Genomic DNA, 20,757 nt, shown 5'->3' with positions numbered 1-20,757 from the left:
CCGCGGTGGCGCGCCTACGCCAGCGTGGCCGGATCGGTGTTGGCGCCGCAGACGACCACCGCCACCCGCTCGCCGGGAGCCGGCACGTACGCCCCGGCGAGCAGGGCCGCCATCGCCGCGGCCGCGCCGTGCTCCGAGACGATCCGGTGGTCCTGCCAGAGGCGGGCGCGGGCCGCGACGATGTCGTCGTCGCTGACGAGCACGGAGACCGGGGCCTCGGCCTGCTGGGCCGCGAAGGCGAGGTCACCGACGCGTCGGGCACCGAGCGAGTCGGCCGCGACGCCCGACACCTCGACGTCGACCGGGCGTCCCGCCTCGATCGCGCGGTGCAGGGTGGGGGCGAGGACGGGCTCGACCGCGACCACGCGGGCGCGTCCGCGCAGCGCCGCGGCGACACCGGCGTAGAGCCCGCCGCCGCCCACGGCCACGACGACGGTGTCGATGGCGGGCTCGTCCGCGAGGACCTCCTCGGCCAGCGTCCCGGCCCCGGCGGCCACGTCCGGCTGGTCGTAGGCGTGCGCGAAGGTCGCGCCCTGCTCCTCGCCGAAGGCGACGGCGGCCTCGAACGCCTCGGCGTACTCCCGGCCGACCCTGCGGACCTCGGCGCCGTAGGCCTCGATGCGGCGGACCTTGACCTCGGGTGCCGTCACGGGGACGAACACCGTGGCGCGGATGCCGAGCTCGCGGGCGGCGAAGGCCTGTGCCAGTCCGGCGTTGCCGCCGGACGCGACGACGATCCCGGCGTCGCCGAGCTCGCCGCGCTCGAGGGCAGCGAGCTGACGGTTGAACGCACCCCGGGTCTTGAACACCCCGCAGTGCTGCAGGTGCTCGCACTTGAGCCACACGGAGTCGCGGCCGGCCGGCTGGAGGAGGGGAGTACGGCGCACGCGACCGTCGATCCGGTCGCGGGCAGCCAGCACGTCCTCGCGCGTGATCGTCACGGCCCCAGTATCCCGAGCAGCCGGGCAGGGGCGCTCAGTGGATCGTGAGGGTCGCCGCCGTCACGCAGACGGCGGCGCAGAGCGCACCCCAGCCGGCGAGCCTGAGCAGGGGCACTCGGAGCCCCGCGGAGCGGCAGCGCTGGAGCCAGAGCAGCGTCGCCAGCGACGCCCAGGGGGTGACGAGGGCGCCGGCGTTGACCCCGACGAGGGTCGCCACGAGGCGTCGTACGTCGTCCGCGGCGGCGGGCTCGACCAGGAGGTAGGCCGGGAGGTTGTTCACCAGGTTCGCCGCGAGCGCCGACGCGCCGGAGAGGTGCAGCAGGTCGAGCGGGCGCGTGCCCGTCCCGACAGCGGGAGCGAGCCAGTCGAGCAGGCCCTCGGCCTGGGCGGCCCGCAGGAGCCCGGCGACGACGACGAAGGCGCCCGCCATCAGCCACGGCGGCCGGACCTCGCGGACCATCGACGGGGCGCGCCACAGCAGGGCGGCGAGCAGCAGGGTCGCCGAGGCCAGTGCGACGACGGCAGGCTCCACGCCCACCGCGAACAGCGGTCCGATCCCCAGGCAGACCACGGCCGCGACGACCAGCAGGGTGCGGTCGTGCGGGTCGGCGGGCGGGTCGACGGCGTAGGTCCCGCGCAGGGCACGGCGCTGGAGGACGCCGATGAGGACCAGCGTGGCGACGATCGCGGTGACGGCGGGCAGGGCCGCGGTGCGTACGTAGTCACCGTGGCCGGCACCGAGGTCCTCGAAGCGGTGGACCGCGAGCAGGTTGGTGAGGTTGGAGACGGGGAGCAGCAGCGAGCCGGTGTTGGCGATCCACAGCGTGGTCAGCGCGAAGGGCATCGGTGCGATGCCGGTCTGCCCGGCGATGGCCAGGCCCACCGGGGTCAGCAGCACCGCGGTGGTGTCGAGGCTCAGCACGATCGTGCTCACCACGGCCAGCCCGGCGAACGTCAGCCAGAGCAGCACCACCCGGTGACGAGCCCGGCGGGCCATGGCGTGCGCGGCGACGTCGAAGACGCCGGCGAGCTGCGCGACCTCCGCCGTCACGGTGATCGCGACGAGGAAGACCGCGACCGGGAGGACCTGGTGGAGGACCTCGCTCACGGGGTGGGCGACGACGGGTCGGGCACCGGCCCGAACACCTGGTTGCAGGTCCAGCCCGCGCAGGTCACCAGCTCGCTGCGACGCAGCTCGAGCGCCGTCTGCACCTCGGCGTAGTCGGGATCGTCGATCCGGTTGACCATCTCGTCGGGGTCGAGCAGCAGGTCGTAGAGGAACCCGTCGGTGCCGTCGGTGCCGTAGAGGTAGCGGCTGGTCCGCACGCCGCGGTGCGACCAGCCGTCGCCGAGCGTGCGACCGGTCTGGATGAGCGTGGTGTCGCGGAAGTCCTGGTCCTGTCCGCGCAGGGTCGGCAGCAGCGAGGTGCCGTCGACCTGCCAGGCGGGGGAGACGCCCGTCAACGCGGCGAAGGTCGCCGGCAGGTCCACGAGGGTCACCGGGAGGTCGGAGGTGCTGCCCGGCGCGATCCCGGGGCCGCGCACCAGCAGGGGAACCTGCAGGGCCTCGTCGGTGAGCACGTCCTTGCCGACGAAGCGGTGCTCACCCAGGGAGTAGCCGTTGTCGCTGGAGAACACGATGTAGGTGTCGTCCAGCACGCCCTGCTCGTCGAGCGTCTCCACCAGCGAGCCGACGGCCCGGTCGACGGACTGGAGCGCCTCGAGCCGCGCGGTGTTCTCGGCGCTGACCTCGGCGGGGGAGACGGGCGACAGGTGGCGCAGGTAGGCGGGCTGGTCGGTGACGTCGTCCTCGTTGAACGCCGGGTCGTCGAACGACGCGGGCCGGTCGTCGCGGAACATCCCCTCGTCCTGCGGAGCGGCCGGCGGCAGGCCACGTCCGCCCTCCGGTGAGATCCGGTAGTGCGGGGCGAGGTGCCAGGCGTAGACCACGAACGGGTCGCCCGTCGCCGCGAAGTCGCGGACGTCGTCGTTGGTGTGCTTCTCGATCACCGAGGTGATGTAGCTGTCGGTGTAGCGCTGCGGGTCGCCGTCGCCGGTCATCGAGAAGTCGACGTAGTCGTAGACGCCGCGGGTGAGGGCGTCCCAGCGGGTCCAGCCGGCAGGGCGTACGTCGCGGGGGCCGTAGCCGTTGAGGAACTTGCCGACGAACCCGGTGCGGTAGCCGGCGTCGCGGAACCACGAGCTCGCCTCGTGGGTCGGGTCGAGGGCCTGGAACCCGCCGTGGACGCCGCGGTTGTGCTGGACGCCGTTGTTCTGGGCGTACTGGCCGGTGGCCAGCTGGGCGCGTGCGGGGCAGCACAGCGGGTGCGGCGAGATGGCGTCCGTGAACTCCATCCCCTCGTCGGCGAGCAGGCGGCGGGTGATCGGCATGCGGTCGAGGTCGTCGTCGCGCATGTCGTCGGTGAGCACGAACACGACGTTCGGGCGCGACGCCTTCGCGTCGGCGGTGCGGGACGGGTCCTGCGTCGTCTGGACGAGGCTGACCGAGTCGGCCGTCGTGCCGTCGCCGTTGGCGGTCACCGTCGCGAGGGTGGCGACGAGCACGACCAGCAGAGCAGCCGTGATCGACTGGGCCCACCCACGCATGTACGCCATTCCTTCGCCCCGAAACCCGTGAAGGCGCACGTCTGCCGCCCCGATGTCGGGGCAACACTAGGGCGCCCGGTGGACCCTTCCCAAAGCGACACGACGACTGGGGCGAACCTTGGCCCAGCCGCTAGTCTGTGGGCTCGCCGACACGGCGGACCGACGCCGGAGCAGACGCCGAAGAACAGGAATCCCCAGCACTCGCCATGGAGAGTCAAAGTCCCCGCACGACCGCCCTGACCGCCGGGTGCGCGTCGTGACCCCCCTCGTGCTGCTGCTCGTCTCGCTGGCCCTCGTGGCCGCCTGCGGCCTGTTCGTGGCCGCCGAGTTCGCCTTCGTCACCGTCGACCGCCCCACGGTCGACCGGGCCGCCGCCGACGGCGACGAGGGAGCGCGTGGCGTGCAGATCGCGCTCCGCTCCCTGTCGACGCAGCTCTCCGGTGCCCAGGTGGGCATCACGGTCACCAACCTCGCGATCGGCTTCCTGGCCGAGCCCGCGATCGCCGACCTCATCGACGAGCCGCTCGCCGCGGCCGGCCTGCCGGACGGCGCGGTGACGCCCCTGTCGCTCGGCCTGGGCCTGGCGCTGGGCACGGTCCTCACGATGATCTTCGGCGAGATGGTGCCGAAGAACATCGCCATCGCCCGCCCGCTCGAGACCGCGCGCACCACGCAGGGGTTCATGCGCGGCTTCACCGCGCTGACCAGGGGCCCGATCCGCGCGCTCAACGGCTCCGCCAACCTGATCGTGCGCCGTCTCGGCATCGAGCCGCAGGAGGAGCTCCGCTCGGCGCGCAGCTCCCAGGAGCTGGCCTCGCTGGTCCAGCGCTCGGCCGACCAGGGCACGCTCGACGCGGAGACCGCCGAGCTCGTCGAGCGCTCGGTCGAGTTCGGCACGCGCACCACCGGCGAGATCATGACGCCCCGGGTGCGGACCACCACCGTGGAGGACGGCGACCGGGTGTCCTCCGTGATAGAGCTCGCCCGTCAGACCGGCCACTCACGCTTCCCGGTGCTCGACGCCGAGGACACCGTCGTGGGCACGGTCCACGTCAAGCACGCTGTCGCGGTTCCCGTGCACGAGCGCGCCACCACGCGGATCAAGCACATCATGGTGAAGCCCGTCGTCGTGCCCGACAGCCTGCGGCTCGACCCGCTGCTGGCGTTGTTGCGCCAGGACGGCTTCCAGATGGCCGTCGTCCTCGACGAGTACGGCGGCCACGCCGGCATCGTGACGCTCGAGGACGTCGTCGAGGAGATCGTCGGCGACATCTCCGACGAGCACGACCGGCTCGGCTCGCGCATCCGTCAGCGGCGCGACGGCAGCTGGACGCTCTCGGGCCTGCTGCGTCCCGACGAGGTCGAGGACGCCACGGACGTGGAGCTGCCCGACCACGATGACTACGACACCGTGGCCGGCCTGGTCATGCGCGAGCTCGGCAAGATCCCCGCTCCGGGCGACCGGATCGAGGTGCCGGTCCCCGACCGCACCGACCCCAACGAGCTGCGCGAGCGGCTGGTGACCCTCACGGTCGAGCGGATGGACGGGCTGCGCATCGACCGGCTCGACCTGCGGGTGGTGGCCGGCGAGACCGACCAGGCGGGGGAGGCCGACCGTGAGCGGTGACCTCTTCGGCGTCGTGCTGGCGGTCGTGCTGCTGGCCCTCAACGCCTTCTTCGTGGGCGCGGAGTTCGCCCTGCTGTCCGCACGCCGCAGCCAGATCGAGCCGCGCGCGCAGGAGGGCTCCCGCGCCGCCCGCACCACCCTGCGCGCGATGGAGAACGTCTCGCTGGTGATGGCGGGTGCCCAGCTCGGCATCACCGTCTGCTCGCTGGGGCTCGGTGCCATCGGCGAGCCCGCCGTGGCCCACCTGCTCGAGCCGGCGTTCCACCGGCTGCACATCCCCGACAACCTGCTCCACCCGATCTCGTTCGTGGTGGCCATGTCGATCGTGGTCTACCTGCACGTGGTGCTCGGCGAGATGGTGCCCAAGAACATCGCGCTCGCCGGCCCCGACCGCGCGGCCCTGGTCCTCAGCCCGCCGATGATGGCCATCGTCACGGTCCTGCGACCGCTGATCGCCGTCATGAACCTGATCGCCAACGGCGTCCTGCGGCTGCTGCGGATCGAGCCGAAGGACGAGGTGAGCTCGAGCTTCACCCGCGAGGAGGTCGCGGCCCTCGTCGAGGAGTCGCGCGGCGAGGGCCTCATCGAGGCCGAGGAGTACGACCGGCTCGCCGGCGCGCTCGGCTTCACCGAGAAGGCGGTCGGGTCGATCCTGATGACGCCCGACACCCTGGCCACCGTCTCACCCGGGTCGACCGTGGCGGACGTGGAGGCACTGTGTGCCTCGACCGGCTTCAGCCGCTTCCCGGTGGCGGCGCCCGACGGGTCGCTGCTGGGCTACCTCCACATCAAGGACGCCCTCGAGACCGACGAGGAGAAGCGCTCGCGCGTGATCGAGGACAAGTGGATCCGACCGTTCGCGTCCGTGCACCCCGACGACCTGCTCCACGACGCGCTCGAGAGCCTGCAGGTCAAGGGCGCCCACATGGCCCGGGTCGTCCAGCGTGACGGCACGGTGATCGGCCTGGTCACCCTCGAGGACGTGCTGGAGGAGCTGGTGGGCGAGATCCGCGACGCCGCGCACCACGACGTGTCCGGCGCCGACCTCGCGTGAGCGCTGGATAGGGTCAGGGCGTGTCCGAGGGAGCGAGCCGCGTCTGGACCGTGCCGAACATCATCAGTCTGGTGCGGCTCGCCGGCGTACCCCTGTTCCTGTGGCTCGTCCTCGGGCCCGAGCAGGACGCCATCGCGCTCGCCCTGCTGATGGTCGCCGGGTTCACCGACTACCTCGACGGCTGGCTGGCCCGACGGCTCAACCAGTACTCCACGCTGGGCGAGATCCTCGACCCCGTCGCCGACCGGCTCTACATCCTCGCGGTCGTCGTCGGGCTGTTCCTCCGTGACATCATCCCGTGGTGGGTGGCCGTCGCCCTCCCGCTGCGCGACCTCTTCCTCTGGGGACTGGTCCCGTTCCTGCGCACCCGCGGCTTCTCGGCGCTCCCCGTGCACTTCCTCGGCAAGGCCGCCACCTTCAACCTGCTCTACGCCTTCCCGCTGCTGCTCCTCGGCGAGGGCACCGGCGTCGTGGCCACGCTGGCCCGCAACTTCGGCTGGGCGTTCGCCTGGTGGGGCATCGGCCTCTACTGGTGGGCCGGCGTGCTCTACGCCTGGCAGGTGCGCACGCTCCTGCGCGAGACCCCGCGCCGTACGTCGGCGGCGACCGACCATGGCTGAGACCCGCGAGCACCCGGACACCGACCGGCGGCTGCCCGACCACGTCACCACTCCGCTGCTGACCCTGATCACCGCGCGCTCGATGGACGAGGACTAAGCGCACGTCGCCCAGCAGCGCGCGGCCGCGGGGCAGGCACCGTCCCAAGGCCGACGCCCTCACTGGATCAGCCTGGTGGCGGTGGCCGCGCTCGGCATCATGGGCGCCGTGGTGGCCGTGCAGACCGACCGCGAGGCCGAGGTCAACGAGCTGAGCCGAGCCGCGCTGGTCGGTCAGATCGACGCCAAGCGCGACGAGCTGCGCGACCTCCAGTCGCAGGTGGCCGGGCTGACCAACACCAACCAGTCGGTCGTCAGCGCCAACACCCGCATCCAGGGGCAGCTCGACGACCTCGGGGGCCGCGTCCGACGCGCCGAGCTCAACACCGGCTTCGCTGCCGTGCACGGCCCCGGGGTGCGGATCACCGTCGACAACCGGGCCGACGTCGACGTGGACAGCGAGATCCGCGACGAGGACCTGGCCTTCCTCGTCGACGGGCTGTGGGAGGCCGGGGCGGAGGCGATCGCCGTCAACGACCAGCGGATCAACGTGCTGGGCGGCATCCGCAACACCAACCGTGCGGTGCACGTCAACGGCCGCCCGGTCAACGCGCCCTACGTCGTGTCCGCGATCGGCGACCCCCGGACCCTGCAGGCCCGCCTGCTGCAGACGAGCGAGGGCCAGGAGTGGTTCGCCCTGGTCAACGGGCTCGGGTTCGTCTACTCGGCGGAGAATGTCGACGACATGCGCCTTCCGGCGGCACCCGAGCCGGACCTGCGTGATGTGATCGAGCTCAACGCCGATCCGGACGGCCAGACGCAAGAGGGGAGCGCGCCGTGATTGCCGCCCTGGGACTGCTGTTCGGCATCATCGCCGGGCTGGTCTTCGCTCCCGACGTGCCGCTGAGCCTGCAGCCCTACCTCCCCATCGCGGTGGTGGCGGCGCTCGACGCGGTCTTCGGCGGCCTGCGCGCCTACCTCGACGGCATCTTCGACGACAAGGTCTTCGTGGTCTCGTTCGTCAGCAACGTGGTCATCGCCGCGGCCATCGTCTACCTCGGCGACCAGCTCGGCGTCGGCGCCCAGCTGACCACCGGCGTCATCGTCGTGCTGGGCATCCGGATCTTCTCGAACGTCGCCGCCATCCGGAGGCATGTCTTCCATGCCTGACCTGCCCGACCTGCCCGACCTGCCCGACAGCACGGCCCCGTCGGCCCCCACGCCCGGCACGCCGGCCCGTGAACAAGGGCGTGAGCACGGGCGGGGAGACAGGGGGCGTGAGCGCCTGCGCACCGCGGTGGTGAAGCCGTCGCGCCGCCAGGTGGTCGTCGCGGTCCTGCTCGCGGTGCTCGGCTTCGCGTTCGTCGTGCAGGTGCGTGACACCAAGGCCAACGACACCTACGCCGGGCTCCGCGAGAGCGAGCTGATCCAGGTCCTCGACGGCCTCACGGGCACGGCCGAGCGCGCGCGGCGCGAGGTGGACCGCCTCGAGACCCGACGCGACGAGCTGCAGGACGAGAACCGCGCCCGGTCCGCGGCGCTGGACGAGGCTGCGCAGCGGGTGCGCACCCTCAACATCATCGCCGGCCTGGTCCCCGTGTCCGGGCCCGGCCTGCGCGTCACCATCACCGAGTCGACGAGCCGGGTCGCGGTCGGCTCGCTGCTCGACATGGTCCAGGAGCTGCGGACCGCGGGCGCCGAGGCGATGGAGTTCAACGACGAGATCCGGCTCGGCGCCGACAGCTCGTTCGAGAACGCCGTCGGCGGGATCGAGCTCGACGACCAGCTCCTCGAGCCGCCCTACGTCCTCGACGTGATCGGGGACCAGCACATCCTCAGGACCGCCCTCACCTTCTCCACCGGGCCGGTCGAGACGTTCGGCGAGGACGGTGCGACGGTGGACATCGAGGAGCTCGACTCGGTCGAGATCACGAGCGTGCGCGAGGCGACGCGACCCGAGTATGCGGAGCTCGGCTCGGGCCAGTAACCTGCCCGACAGTCGGTCTCGTTCCTGCACGTGCACCCGTTCCGTACCCCCCTTGCGACACCACCCTTGCGACCCATCGAGGAGCCACCGTGTATCCGGAGAACCTGAAGTACACCAGCGAGCACGAGTGGATCCGCACGCCCGGCGACGCCGAGGGCTCCGTACGGGTCGGCATCACCGACTTCGCCCAGGACGCGCTCGGCGACATCGTCTACGTCTCGTTGCCGCAGGTGGGCGACTCGGTGACCGCGGGGGAGACCTGTGGCGAGCTGGAGTCCACCAAGTCGGTCAGCGACATCTACGCCCCCGTCACCGGCGAGGTGGTGGCCACCAACGCGGCACTGGACCAGACCCCCGAGCTGGTCAACAGCGACCCCTACGAGGCAGGCTGGCTGTTCGAGGTGACGGTCACTGACCCCGCACAGGTGGACGGCCTGCTCGACGCCGCCACCTACCAGGCTGGCCTCGAGGGCTGATTCACCGCGACCCGTCAGCCACGGGCTGGTAGGTTCGGGACAACCGTCAACCTCAACCCTCGGCTGAGGGTTCAGCGTCGATCCGTCGAGGAGTTTCCATGCCGTTCTGCACCGCCTGTGGCAAGCAGAACCCTGACGATGCCCGCTTCTGTGCCCAGTGCGGCACCAAGCTGCTCGGCGGGGAGGACACCGGCGCCTCGCCGGTGGAGTCCACCGCCACCATCACGTTCGGGGTGCCGGACCAGCGCGAGTCCTCGGACCGCCAGCTGAGCCCGGTCGATGCCGCTGCCGTCGACGCCCTGCCCGCCGGGCACGCGTTGCTCGTCGTGCAGCGCGGTCCGAGTGCCGGGTCGCGGTTCCTGCTCGACACCGACGTGGTCGGCGCCGGGCGCCACCCCGACAGCGAGATCTTCCTCGACGACGTCACCGTCTCGCGCCGGCACGCGGAGTTCCGCAGGTCGGGCGCCGGCTACACGGTGAGCGACGTCGGCAGCCTCAACGGCACCTACGTCAACCGTGACCGCATCGACTCCGTGGAGCTCAACGACGGGGACGAGGTCCAGATCGGCAAGTACCGCCTCGTCTTCTTCTCCTCCCACCCGGACAGCTGATCCGTGAGTGCCTCGACGCCGGCGAGCTCGAGTCGCGGCGCCCGGTTCAACATCGGGCAGGTGCTCGACCAGCTCCGGCCCGACTTCCCCGGGGTGACCATCCCCAAGATCCGCTTCCTCGAGGACAAGGGCCTGGTCAAGCCCGAGCGCACGGCCGCCGGCTACCGCAAGTTCTCCGGCGACGACGTCGCGCGGCTGCGCTACATCCTGCTGATGCAGCGTGACCACTACCTCCCGCTCAAGGTCATCGGCGACCACCTCGACGCCATCGACCGCGGCCTCGAGCCGCCGCCGATCGAGTCGGTGGTGCCGACCGTGCCGAAGGTCGCGCTGAGCGCCGACGGCCTGCCGAGCCCGGAGTCGTTCCGCCGCACGAGCGACCTGCGGCTCTCGCGCCGCGAGCTGCTCAAGGTCGCCGACATCTCCGAGGACCTGCTCGCGCAGCTCGAGCAGTACGGCCTCCTCAGCGCCCGCACGGGCACTGGTCACTTCGACAGCGACGCCCTCGTGGTCGCGCAGACCGCGCGCGAGCTGGCGGACTTCGGCTTCGAGCCCCGCCACCTCCGCGCGTTCAAGACCGCCGCGGACCGCGAGGTCGGCCTGGTCCAGCAGGTGGTCGCCCCGCTCGCCCGTGGCCGGGACGCCGCGGCCCGTGGACGCGCCGAGGACGCCGTGTCCGACATCGCGGCACTGTCGGTCCGCCTCCACGCCACGCTCGTCAAGATCGGCCTCGACCGCGGGTGACGCCGATCCCGCCCGGCCTCACACCACGTGGGTAGGGTGGTGGCATGCGGGAAATGGACGTCGTCGGTGTCCGTGTCGAGATGCCTTCCAACCAGCCGATCGTGCTGCTGCGCGAGGTGACGGGCGAGCGCTACCTGCCGATCTGGATCGGCGCGGTGGAGGCCACCGCCATCGCCTTCGCCCAGCAGGGGGTCACGCCGCCGCGTCCCCTGACGCACGACCTGATGCGCGACGTGCTCGAGGCCACCGGTCAGCGGCTCGACGAGGTGCGCATCGTCGACATGCAGGAGGGCATCTTCTACGCCCAGCTCGTGTTCGACGGCGGAGCCGAGGTGGGCGCCCGCCCTTCCGACTCCATCGCCCTCGCCCTGCGCACCGGCACCCGGATCGTGTGCGCCGAGTCGGTGCTCGAGGAGGCGGGCCTGGCCGTGCCGGCCGAGCAGGAGGACGAGGTCGAGCGGTTCCGGGAGTTCCTCGACCACGTCTCGCCGGACGACTTCGAGGCGCACTGATTCCTGGCTCAACCCTCACCCTCAAGTTGAGGTTGAGGGTTGCGACACGCCGCTCCGTGGATGGACAAGCCGGATCCTCGGGCTTACCTTGAACTGTCTCTGTTGTAACTCCACCGCTGTGGTTGTCGCTCGTCGGGCACCGCACGGATCCTTCCCCCCAGGAGTTACCGCACAACGGAGGAACTGACCTGGAGGGTCTGCTGTGGGTAGCAACGAGAACGAACAGGGCGCGGACACCGCCGGCGCCAAGGCTGCGGCGGAGGCTGCCGAGCTCGCCGAGGAGCAGGGCCTGCTGTTCGACGACGACGTCTCGCCGCTGCCCAGCGACACCGGCTACCGCGGCCCCACTGCGTGCAACGCCGCCGGCATCACCTACCGCCAGCTCGACTACTGGGCCCGCACCGGCCTGGTCGAGCCGAGCGTGCGGGGCGCCGCCGGGTCCGGCTCGCAGCGGCTCTACTCCTTCCGCGACATCCTGATCCTCAAGGTGGTCAAGCGGCTGCTCGACGCCGGCATCTCGCTGCAGCAGATCCGCACCGCCACCACCCACCTGCGTGAGCGCGGCACCGACGACCTGACCCGCGTCACCCTCATGAGCGACGGTGCCTCCGTCTACGAGTGCACCAGCAACGACGAGGTCATCGACCTGCTCCAGGGTGGTCAGGGTGTCTTCGGCATCGCGATCGGCGGTGTCTGGCGCGAGATCGAGGGCACCCTGGCCGAGCTCCCCAGCGAGCGTGCCGCCGAGGAGCCGGCCTCACCGGTCGCCGGCGACGAGCTCGCCGCCCGCCGCGCCGCGCGCCAGACGGGCTGACCGCGGACCGCCCGCGGTCCACCTCCTCCAGCTGTTCGTGACGTTGCCGCCCGACCACCGGGCGGCTTCGTCCATTTCTGCCGCGGGTCGCTAGACTCGGACGTGCTGACATCCCGTGCGGGAGAGTCACGGTGGTCGGGTGCACGCCCGGTCGCAGTGCGCCGAAGGGGCAATTCCTCCCGGAACCTCTCAGGCACCAGGACCGCACGGGTTGGCAATCTGGAGGCCACCGGCCGACAGAGGGGAGGTCTCGTCAGTGACCTCAAGGAGCCCCCGTGCCGGACGTCAGCCCGACCAGCCCCACCACCAGCGAGTCGACCACCTCCGCCCTCGGTGAGTTCGTCCCGCGCCACATCGGACCCGACGACGCGGCCGTGGCGCACATGCTCGCCGCGATCGGGCACGAGTCGCTCGAGTCGCTGATGACCGCGGCGGTGCCCGGTGGCATCCGCACCGCGGCCGCGCTCGACCTGCCCGACCCGCTCGACGAGGAGGCCACGGCTCGCGCGCTGCGGACCCTCGCCTCGCAGAACCGCCCGGCGGAGGCGATGATCGGCCTGGGCTACCACGGCACGATCACGCCGCCGGTGATCCGCCGCAACGTGCTGGAGGACCCCTCCTGGTACACCGCGTACACGCCCTACCAGCCCGAGATCTCCCAGGGCCGCCTCGAGGCGCTCCTCAACTTCCAGACCGTCGTGGCCGACCTCACCGGACTGCCCACGGCCAACGCCTCGCTGCTCGACGAAGGCACCGCCGCTGCGGAGGCGATGACGCTCGTACGTCGTGCGCAGCGCAACGCCGCCGGGCCCTTCGTGATCGACGCCGACGCCCTGCCGCAGACCATCGACGTGGTGCGCACCCGCGCCGAGGGGATGGGCATCGAGGTCGTCGTCGCCGACCTGCGTGCCGGCCTCCCCGACGGTGACCTGTGCGGCGTCCTGGTCCAGTATCCCGGCGCCTCGGGCGCCGTCGCCGACCCGCGCGCCGTGATCGACGCCGCCCACGAGCGCGGCGCGCTGGCCGTGGTCGCCGCAGACCTGCTGGCGCTGACCCTGCTCGAGGCGCCCGGCACCTTCGGCGCGGACGTGGTCGTCGGCTCGTCCCAGCGCTTCGGCGTACCCCTCTTCTACGGAGGCCCGCACGCCGGCTTCATGTCGGTCTCCGCCGGTCTCGAGCGGCACCTGCCCGGTCGCCTCGTCGGCGTCTCGGTCGACGCCGAGGGCCGTCCCGCCTACCGCCTCGCGCTGCAGACGCGTGAGCAGCACATCCGCCGCGACAAGGCCACCTCCAACATCTGCACCGCGCAGGTGCTGCTGGCCGTGGTCGCGTCGATGTACGCCGTCTACCACGGCCCCGAGGGGCTGCGGCGGATCGCGCAGCGCACCCACGACCACGCCTCGCGCATCGCTGCCGCGCTGCGCGCCGGGGGAGTGCAGGTCGTCAACGACACCTGGTTCGACACCCTGACGGTGGCGGTGCCCGGTCGCGCAGCCGAGGTCATCGCCGCGGCCCGCGCCGTCGGGCTGCACCTGCGCCTGATCGACGACGACCACGTCGGGCTGTCGACCTCCGAGCGCACCTCGGCCTCGACGGTCTCGGCCGTGCTGCGCTCGTTCGGCGTGGCCGCGGCCGAGGGTGCGCCCGCGAGCGGCCTGCCCGAGGAGCTGCACCGCACCACGGACTACCTCACCCACGAGGTCTTCGGCTCCCACCACAGCGAGACCCAGATGCTGCGCTACCTGCACAAGCTCTCGGGTCGCGACTACGCCCTCGACCGCGGCATGATCCCGCTGGGCTCGTGCACGATGAAGCTCAACGCGACCACGGAGATGGAGCCCATCAGCCTGCCGGGCTTCGCCGACCTCCACCCGTTCGCCCCGGCGCAGGACGCCACGGGCTACCGCGAGCTGGTCGACGACCTCGAGGCCTGGCTCGCCGAGGTCACCGGCTACGACAAGGTCTCCGTGCAGCCCAACGCCGGCTCGCAGGGTGAGCTGGCCGGCCTGCTGGCCATCCGCGGCTACCACCGTGCCAACGGCGACCTCGACCGCAACATCTGCCTGATCCCCTCCTCTGCGCACGGCACCAACGCCGCGTCCGCGGTGATGGCCGGGATGAAGGTCGTCGTGGTCAAGGCCTCCGACGACGGGTCGGTCGACCTCGACGACCTGCTCGCCAAGTGCGACCAGTACGCCGACACCCTCGCCGCCATCATGGTCACCTACCCCTCGACCCACGGGGCCTACGAGGACACGATCACCGACCTCTGCAAGGTCGTGCACGACCACGGCGGCCAGGTCTACGTCGACGGCGCCAACCTCAACGCCCTGCTCGGCTACGCCCGGCCCGGTGAGTTCGGCGGCGACGTCTCGCACCTCAACCTGCACAAGACGTTCTGCATCCCGCACGGTGGCGGCGGACCCGGCGTCGGTCCGGTCGCCGTGCGCGAGCACCTCGCGCCGTACCTCCCCTCGCACGGGTGGCACCCGGACGCCGAGAAGCGTTCGGGCATCGGCCCGATCAGCGCCGCCCCCTACGGCTCGGCCGGCATCCTGCCGATCACGTGGGCCTACATCCGGATGATGGGCGGGGCGGGCCTGACCCGCGCCACCGCTGTCGCGGTGCTGTCCGCCAACTACATCGCGCACCGGCTCGAGGAGCACTTCCCGGTGCTCTACCGCGGCCACGGCGACCTCGTGGCCCACGAGTGCATCCTCGACCTGCGTGGACTCACCAAGGCGAGCGGCGTGAGCGTCGACGACGTGGCCAAGCGCCTCGTCGACTACGGCTTCCACGCCCCGACGATGTCGTTCCCCGTCGCCGGCACGCTGATGGTCGAGCCCACCGAGTCCGAGGACCTCGCCGAGATCGACCGGTTCTGCGACGCGATGATCGCGATCCGCGCCGAGATCGCACGGGTCGAGGCCGGGGAGTGGACCCCGGAGGACTCGCCGCTGCGCCACGCCCCGCACACCGCCCGTGCGCTGGTCGGCGAGTGGGACCGCGGCTACACGCGCGAGCTCGCCGTCTTCCCGCAGGGTGTCGACCCCGACAAGTACTGGCCGCCGGTCGCGCGGATCGACCAGGCCTACGGCGACCGCAACTTGGTCTGCGCCTGCCCGCCGCCGGAGGCGTTTGCCCAGGACTGAGCCCGCCCCGCGGGCAGAGGCCCTAGGGTCGCCTGCGTGAGCGATCAGCGTCAGCGACTCCTCGACGTCGCCCAGGCCGAGGGCCGGCTGACGTCGGTGGTGGGCGCCGTCTTCGACCGCTACGGCGCCGTGTGGGCCGGCGGCGCCGGGCACGCGCCCGGCCTGGACGGGCAGTACCGCATCGGGTCGATCACCAAGACGCTCACGGCGGTCCTCGTCATGCAGGCACGCGACGAGGGCCTGCTCGACCTGTCCGACCCGCTGTCCGCGCACCTCGGCGACGTCGGCTACGGCGAGGTCACCGTCCGCGACGCGCTGGCGCACACGTCGGGCATGCAGAGCGAGCCGCGCGGGCCGTGGTGGGAGCGCAGCCGGGGCGGGGACTTCGCCCTGCTCACGTCCCGCAACGACGGCACCGGGCGGGTCGCGGCTGCGGGGGAGTGGTTCCACTACTCCAACCTGGGATATGCGCTGCTCGGCGAGGTCGCCGCACGCCGCTTCGGGGCACCCTGGCGTCAGCTGGTCGCCGAGCGGCTCCTCCAGCCGCTGGGGATGCGGGCGACGTCGTACCTCCCGCGCCCGGGCGCCCAGCCGGGGTGGAGCGTCGACCACTTCACCGGGATCCGCGTGCACGAGCCGCTCACCGACACCGGCGCGATGGCCCCCGCGGGGCAGCTCTGGTCGACGCTCGCCGACCTGGTGACCTGGGGGCAGGTGCTGGGTGGCGCTCGACCCGACGTGCTGGCGCCGGCCACGCTCGAGGAGATGCAGCAGCCCGTCACGGCCGACTACGGGCTCGGTCTGATGCTCGGCCTGCACCCCGGCGGACGACTGGTGGGTCACAACGGCTCGATGCCGGGCTTCCTCGCCGCGCTGCACGTCGACCCGGGCAGCGGCATCGGCTCCGTCGTGCTGGCCAACGCCACCACCGGGATCGACCCGCGTGACCTCGCCGTGTCGCTCATCGAGGGCGACCCCGATGCCGACGATGACCGCCCGGCGCCGTGGCGGCCCACCGTCGTGCTGCCGGCCGAGGTGCACGGGGTGCCCGGGCTCTGGTTCTGGGGGAACACCGCCTACGACGTGCGCTGGCACAACGACGGCCTCGAGCTGCGGGCGATGGCGCGCGGCGGCGTCGTCACCGACCGGTTCGAGCTGCGCGCCGGCTCGCTCGTGGGGGTGCTGGGCTACCACCGCGGCGAGCGGCTCGTCGTCGTACGCCGTCCCGACGGGTCGATCCGCAACCTGGAGTGCGCGACCTTCGTCTACACCCGGGTGCCCTACGACCCGGACGTCGACATCCCCGGTGGCCACCCGCGCTGAGTCGACCCGGTCGGCTAGGGTCCTGCCCACGCCAACGTCTCGGGGGAGAACAGATGCGCCTCGGCCTCACCGGTCATGCCCGTGCCCGCACCACCGTCGTCCTGACGGTGCTCGTCGCCCTCGCCGCCACGGTGCTGGCAGCAGGCAGCGCGAGCGCCGCCGAACGCCGCCGGGACGGGATCACGGGCTATGCGTTCGACGCGCGCTGCGCGCCCACCCAGGAGCAGATGGACGCCTGGCTGACCTCGTCGCCCTTCTGGGGCGTGGGGACCTACATCGGCGGCTCGATGATGTCGTGCCGTCCGACCGCCGCCGACGCCGGCCAGCCGCACCTCGACGCGACCTGGGTGGCCCGCCAGCGGGCCAACGGGTGGCGGGTGCTCCCGATCTGGGTCGGTCCCCAGGCGGCGTGCCACACGTCGTACGCCGACCGGATCGACCCGAGTCCCGCAGGGGAGTACGCCGCCGCGGACGCCCGCGGCCGCGCGGAGGCCGCAGCCGCGGTCACCCGGGCGCGCGAGCTCGGCCTGCCGGCGGGCACGACCCTCTGGTACGACCTGGAGGGCGGCTTCGACGTCGCGGACGAGGACTGCCGGCGCTCCGCGCTGCGGTTCCTCAGCGGCTGGACCTCGACCCTGCACGCCCTCGGCCACCGCTCGGGTGTCTACTCGAGTATCTCGGCGGGCATCCACGCCCTCGACAACGCCGCCAACCTCTCGCCGGGCTCCTACGAGATGCCCGACCAGGTCTGGTACGCCTGGTACAACGGCCGGCCCGACGTCGACATCGACCCGCAGTGGGTGCGCGGTGACAGCTGGGTGGGCGAACGCGTGCACCAGTACGAGGCGCACACCACCGTCGCCTACGGCGGCGTCGCCCTGACGATCGACCGCAACTTCCTCGAGCTCGACGGCGGCTCCCCGGAGCCGCGCTCGACCCGTCTGTGCGGTCGGACCCGGGTCGACTTCGGCGCCTATCCGCGGCTGCGCCCGAGCAGCCGCGGCGACCGGGTCACGGCCCTGCAGTGCCTGCTCAGGAAGCACGGCCGCTACCGCGGGAAGCTCGACGGACGGTTCGACGGTGACGTCGCACGTGCCCTCCGCACCTACCAGCGCCGCCACGACCTCCGCGAGACCGGCAAGGCCGACCGCGCCACCTGGACCGCGCTGTTCGCCACCGGCTCCACGCCCCTGCTCAAGGTCGGCTCCTCCGGGGAGCCCGCGCTGCGCGCGCAGCGCGCCCTCCGGGCCGGCGGGTCCCGCTCGGTGAAGCCGACCGGGGTGGTCACCGACCGGACGGCCACGGCCGTCGCCCGCCTCCAGCGGCGGCTCGGGCTGGAGCCCACCGGCGTGGTGACCGACGAGACCTGGGCAGCGCTCCAGACCGGCGCGCACTGACGGCCGGGAATCGCCCGCCGGGGCGGTGCGCGAGCGCTAGGGTTGCGCCGCGCACCAGCATCCACCAGAGGGGGAATGGGCATGGGTCTCTTCCAGGCCGTCAGCGGAGCCATCGGCGGGACGCTCGCCGACCAGTGGCTCGACTTCTACGGCGTCCCGGACGGACTGCCCGTCACCGCCGCCCTGTTCCCGGCCGTGGCCAAGGGGCAGAACGCCGACCGCGGCAGCAACACGCGCGGCTCGGACGGGGTGATCAGCAATGGCTCCAAGATCGTGGTGCCCGAGGGCTACGGACTGGTGCTGCTGCAGGACGGCGCGTTCACCGGGTTCGCCGCCCAGCCCGGTGGCTACATCTGGGACTCCGAGGAGACGGCGTCGCAGTCGGTGTTCTCCGGCGGCGGGCTGGTCGACTCGATCGTCAAGCAGAGCTGGGAGCGCTTCAAGTTCGGCGGTCGCCCCGGCTCGCAGCAGACCGCGATCTTCGTGGCGCTCAAGGAGCTGCCGAACAACCGGTTCGGCACGCAGTCGGAGATCTACTGGGACGACGCGTTCCTCAACACGCAGGTGGGCGCCATCACGCGCGGCACCTACACGCTGAAGATCAGCGACCCGCTGACCTTCATCCGCAACTTCGTGTCCGCGTCGGTGATCAACGGCCAGGGCGTCTTCGACTTCACCGACATCGACAACCCGGCGGGCGAGCAGCTCTTCAACGAGGTCGTCGGCTCGCTCGCGCCGGCGTTCTCGATGTACACCAACGACCCCGCCAAGGGGAACCGGATCGCCCGCCTCCAGCAGGACTCCATCGGCTTCGCGCAGTCGCTCTCGGCCGCCGTCGAGGAGAACTACAAGTGGCGCACCGACCGCGGCCTGGATATCGTCAAGACCGCGATCATCTCGATCGAGTACGACGAGAACACCCGTGAGCTGCTCAAGAACGTCCAGCGCGCCGATGCCCTCTCCGGCTCACGCGGCAACTCCAACCTGCAGGCCTCGGTCGCCGCGGGCGTCGAGGCGGCGGGGGAGAACGCCGGTCCCGGCGGCCTGATCGGGATGGGCATGGCCACCAGCGGCATGGGCGTCGGTGGGCTCCAGCAGCCCGTCACCCCGCCCGCGGCCCCCGCCTCGTCACCGGCAGCACCGGCAGCACCGGCTGCGGAGGACCCGATGGAGACGCTCAAGCGTGCCAAGGGCATGCTCGACGCCGGCCTCATCACGCAGGAGGACTACGACGCGGTGAAGGCGAAGGCCCTCGGTCTCTGAGGGGACTTCCGACATGACCCAGGACGCCACCGGGGACGCGCACGCGCCCCGAGACCCCGACGCTCCCGTCTTCGACGGTCCGCCCCTCTCCCTGGAGGAGGAGCTCGCCGCCGCGCGCGCCGAGCCCGAGCCCGGACCGGACATCGCCACGGTCAACGAGTCGCTCGCCGACGGCGTGAACCGCTGCCCGCGGTGCGGGTCGACCGACGTACGCCTGCGCGGGACGACCGGGATGCTGATCTGCCTCTTCTGCCGCCACGAGTGGCAGGAGGCCCGCGTCGAGGAGGAGCTCGGCCTCGGGGAGGGGATCGACGACCTCCGAGGGACCGTGATCGCCGGAGGCGCCCAGGACATCGCTGCCAACACCGCCGACGTCATCACGCTCAAGTGCGGCGGCTGCGGCGCGGAGGTGGTCATCGACACCGCACACGCGATGAACGCGCGCTGTCACTGGTGCCGGCACACGCTCAACGTCAACCAGCAGCTGCCCAACGGCGCGGTTCCTGACGCGGTGCTGCCGTTCCACCTGACGCACGACGAGGCCGTCGAGAAGATCCGGGAGTTCGCCTCCAAGCGGCGTCTCTTCGCGCACCCGCGCTTCAAGTCCGAGTTCGTCCCGGAGAACGTGCTGGGCGTCTACCTGCCCTACCTCGTCATCGACGCCAACGCCCACGCGCGCTACGACGGCGTGGGCGAGGTGCAGACCCGGCGGTGGACCGAGAAGTCGGGCGACGACACCGTCACCTACTACGCCGCCGACGTGTTCCGGGTGGACCGGTCAGTGGACTTCACCGTCGACGACCTGACCGTCGAGGGGTCCGCGGACCGGGCGAGCATGGACGGCTCGACGACCAACAACATCGTCAACACGATCCTGCCCTTCGACACCAAGAACGCCGTGAAGTGGAACGCCAGCTACCTCGTCGGGTTCACCAGCGAGAAGCGTGACCGCGACGTGAGTGACCTCGGCCCGGTCCTGGAGGACCAGCTCCTCTCGATCGGCCGTTCACAGGTCGAGCAGTCGCTCGCCGAGTTCGACCGCGGCGTGCGCTGGGAGCGGGAGCAGCTCGACGTCGGCGGCTCGCGCTGGGTCTCGATGTACCTGCCCGTCTGGCTCTACTCCTACTACCAGGAGGACACCGGGATGCTCCACTACATCGCGGTCAACGCCCGCACCGGCGAGACGATGGGCAGCGTCCCGGTCTCCCAGTGGCGGCTCGTGCTCGCCGCCCTGACCGTCGGCACCTTCCTCGAGGGCATCGCCGGTGCGCTGCTGGTGGCGTGGTCGTGAGCGCCCTGCTGGACGCCGTCGTGCTCGACGTCGTCGTGATGGCCAGCTCCGACGGTCCGCCGGTCTGGCTCCTCGCCGCCGGTCCGGCCGGCGCCGTGGCGACGTACTGGTCGCTCTACCGCTACTACCGCAACACCGACAAGTCGCACGCCTACGAGCGCGACACCCTCATCGAGGCCCAGCCGGTGCAGGGCGGCCGCGAGAAGATCGACCACATCTCCAAGACTCGCAAGTCAGGCATCGACGGCAAGAACTCGGGCAACCACCGCACGCGCGTGCAGCGGGTGCGGTGACCCGGGCGG

At 71.9% G+C, this 20,757-nt stretch carries 20 protein-coding genes and 1 riboswitch; of the genes, 17 read left to right on the top strand and 3 right to left on the bottom strand.

The genetic code is table 11. From position 1 onward, the window contains the following. Nucleotides 1–14: 14 nt before the first annotated feature. Genes ASC64_RS12370 through ASC64_RS12360 form a run of 3 tightly spaced genes read right to left on the bottom strand, consistent with a single transcriptional unit; the run spans nt 15 to nt 3,548 of the window. Nucleotides 15–941 carry a threonine/serine dehydratase gene (locus ASC64_RS12370; RefSeq protein ID WP_200937692.1) on the bottom strand — a complete coding sequence of 309 codons (927 nt, stop codon included), beginning with the start codon at nt 939–941 and terminating at the stop codon, nt 15–17. A 34-nt stretch (nt 942–975) separates the two neighbouring features. Beyond that, nucleotides 976–2,049 carry an SLC13 family permease gene (locus ASC64_RS12365; RefSeq protein WP_056907798.1) on the bottom strand — a complete coding sequence of 358 codons (1,074 nt, stop codon included), beginning with the start codon at nt 2,047–2,049 and terminating at the stop codon, nt 976–978. Continuing rightward, entirely contained in the window at nt 2,046–3,548 is a 1,503-nt protein-coding gene (locus ASC64_RS12360) for a sulfatase family protein (RefSeq protein ID WP_162245801.1), read from the bottom strand. The genes ASC64_RS12365 and ASC64_RS12360 overlap by 4 nt, the downstream gene beginning before the upstream one ends. A gap of 256 nt (nt 3,549–3,804) precedes the next feature. Between ASC64_RS12360 and ASC64_RS12355 the strand changes: the two genes are divergently transcribed. The 17 genes from ASC64_RS12355 to ASC64_RS12275 all read left to right on the top strand — a co-directional run bounded on the left by ASC64_RS12355 (nt 3,805) and on the right by ASC64_RS12275 (nt 20,748). Further along, a complete protein-coding gene (locus ASC64_RS12355) occupies nt 3,805–5,175 on the top strand; it encodes a hemolysin family protein (RefSeq protein WP_056907931.1) in 1,371 nt (456 codons plus the stop codon). Continuing rightward, a complete protein-coding gene (locus ASC64_RS12350) occupies nt 5,165–6,229 on the top strand; it encodes a hemolysin family protein (protein ID WP_056907796.1) in 1,065 nt (354 codons plus the stop codon). Before ASC64_RS12355 ends, ASC64_RS12350 begins: the two co-directional genes overlap by 11 nt. A gap of 20 nt (nt 6,230–6,249) precedes the next feature. After that, nucleotides 6,250–6,849, top strand: a complete 600-nt coding sequence (locus tag ASC64_RS12345) for a CDP-alcohol phosphatidyltransferase family protein (RefSeq protein WP_056907795.1) — start codon at nt 6,250–6,252, stop codon at nt 6,847–6,849. Nucleotides 6,850–7,027: 178 nt separating this feature from the next. Further along, the gene (locus tag ASC64_RS12340) at nt 7,028–7,726 is read left to right on the top strand and encodes a DUF881 domain-containing protein (RefSeq protein ID WP_156385156.1); all 699 of its coding nucleotides are present in this window, start codon (nt 7,028–7,030) and stop codon (nt 7,724–7,726) included. Then, nucleotides 7,723–8,055: a small basic family protein gene (locus ASC64_RS12335; protein ID WP_056907793.1), complete on the top strand. Its 333-nt coding sequence runs from the start codon at nt 7,723–7,725 to the stop codon at nt 8,053–8,055. The genes ASC64_RS12340 and ASC64_RS12335 overlap by 4 nt, the downstream gene beginning before the upstream one ends. After that, a complete protein-coding gene (locus ASC64_RS12330; protein WP_082550406.1) occupies nt 8,048–8,872 on the top strand; it encodes a DUF881 domain-containing protein in 825 nt (274 codons plus the stop codon). The genes ASC64_RS12335 and ASC64_RS12330 overlap by 8 nt, the downstream gene beginning before the upstream one ends. Before the next feature lie 89 nt (nt 8,873–8,961). Continuing rightward, nucleotides 8,962–9,348 carry a glycine cleavage system protein GcvH gene (gcvH, locus tag ASC64_RS12325; protein ID WP_056907792.1) on the top strand — a complete coding sequence of 129 codons (387 nt, stop codon included), beginning with the start codon at nt 8,962–8,964 and terminating at the stop codon, nt 9,346–9,348. 98 nt (nt 9,349–9,446) lie between these two features. Next, the gene (locus ASC64_RS12320; RefSeq protein ID WP_056907791.1) at nt 9,447–9,959 is read left to right on the top strand and encodes an FHA domain-containing protein; all 513 of its coding nucleotides are present in this window, start codon (nt 9,447–9,449) and stop codon (nt 9,957–9,959) included. A gap of 3 nt (nt 9,960–9,962) precedes the next feature. Next, on the top strand, nt 9,963–10,703 hold the full coding sequence (gene ftsR, locus ASC64_RS12315; protein WP_200937690.1) for a transcriptional regulator FtsR: 741 nt from the start codon (nt 9,963–9,965) through the stop codon (nt 10,701–10,703). A 44-nt stretch (nt 10,704–10,747) separates the two neighbouring features. Then, entirely contained in the window at nt 10,748–11,215 is a 468-nt protein-coding gene (locus ASC64_RS12310; RefSeq protein ID WP_056907790.1) for a bifunctional nuclease family protein, read from the top strand. Nucleotides 11,216–11,504: 289 nt separating this feature from the next. Continuing rightward, nucleotides 11,505–12,029: a MerR family transcriptional regulator gene (locus tag ASC64_RS12305; RefSeq protein WP_235563730.1), complete on the top strand. Its 525-nt coding sequence runs from the start codon at nt 11,505–11,507 to the stop codon at nt 12,027–12,029. Nucleotides 12,030–12,137: 108 nt separating this feature from the next. Further along, nucleotides 12,138–12,244, top strand: a riboswitch (glycine riboswitch). A gap of 60 nt (nt 12,245–12,304) precedes the next feature. Continuing rightward, on the top strand, nt 12,305–15,181 hold the full coding sequence (gcvP, locus tag ASC64_RS12300; RefSeq protein ID WP_056907788.1) for an aminomethyl-transferring glycine dehydrogenase: 2,877 nt from the start codon (nt 12,305–12,307) through the stop codon (nt 15,179–15,181). Between the two features lie 36 nt (nt 15,182–15,217). Then, complete coding sequence (locus tag ASC64_RS12295; RefSeq protein WP_056907787.1) at nt 15,218–16,504, top strand: serine hydrolase domain-containing protein; 1,287 nt, start codon at nt 15,218–15,220, stop codon at nt 16,502–16,504. A 53-nt stretch (nt 16,505–16,557) separates the two neighbouring features. Continuing rightward, entirely contained in the window at nt 16,558–17,901 is a 1,344-nt protein-coding gene (locus ASC64_RS12290; RefSeq protein WP_056907786.1) for a glycoside hydrolase domain-containing protein, read from the top strand. A gap of 81 nt (nt 17,902–17,982) precedes the next feature. Then, on the top strand, nt 17,983–19,164 hold the full coding sequence (locus ASC64_RS12285) for an SPFH domain-containing protein (RefSeq protein WP_056907928.1): 1,182 nt from the start codon (nt 17,983–17,985) through the stop codon (nt 19,162–19,164). A gap of 13 nt (nt 19,165–19,177) precedes the next feature. Beyond that, on the top strand, nt 19,178–20,455 hold the full coding sequence (locus tag ASC64_RS12280) for a hypothetical protein (RefSeq protein WP_056907785.1): 1,278 nt from the start codon (nt 19,178–19,180) through the stop codon (nt 20,453–20,455). Beyond that, the gene (locus tag ASC64_RS12275) at nt 20,452–20,748 is read left to right on the top strand and encodes a hypothetical protein (RefSeq protein ID WP_200937689.1); all 297 of its coding nucleotides are present in this window, start codon (nt 20,452–20,454) and stop codon (nt 20,746–20,748) included. Before ASC64_RS12280 ends, ASC64_RS12275 begins: the two co-directional genes overlap by 4 nt. The last annotated feature ends 9 nt before the right edge of the window (nt 20,749–20,757 follow it).

Origin of the sequence: Nocardioides sp. Root122 (genome assembly GCF_001425025.1) — a bacterium.
Taxonomy (GTDB): domain Bacteria; phylum Actinomycetota; class Actinomycetes; order Propionibacteriales; family Nocardioidaceae; genus Nocardioides.
This window is presented reverse-complemented; position numbering and strand designations above follow the sequence as displayed.

Bases quoted from the DNA above. Each gene is read 5' to 3' on its own strand.
- ASC64_RS12320 (WP_056907791.1), top strand. From the start codon at position 9,447: ATGCCGTTCTGCACCGCCTGTGGCAAGCAGAACCCTGACGATGCCCGC.
- ASC64_RS12360 (WP_162245801.1), bottom strand. From the start codon at position 3,548: ATGCGTGGGTGGGCCCAGTCGATCACGGCTGCTCTGCTGGTCGTGCTC.
- ASC64_RS12290 (WP_056907786.1), top strand. From the start codon at position 16,558: ATGCGCCTCGGCCTCACCGGTCATGCCCGTGCCCGCACCACCGTCGTC.
- ASC64_RS12285 (WP_056907928.1), top strand. From the start codon at position 17,983: ATGGGTCTCTTCCAGGCCGTCAGCGGAGCCATCGGCGGGACGCTCGCC.
- ASC64_RS12310 (WP_056907790.1), top strand. From the start codon at position 10,748: ATGCGGGAAATGGACGTCGTCGGTGTCCGTGTCGAGATGCCTTCCAAC.
- ASC64_RS12280 (WP_056907785.1), top strand. From the start codon at position 19,178: ATGACCCAGGACGCCACCGGGGACGCGCACGCGCCCCGAGACCCCGAC.
- ASC64_RS12330 (WP_082550406.1), top strand. From the start codon at position 8,048: ATGCCTGACCTGCCCGACCTGCCCGACCTGCCCGACAGCACGGCCCCG.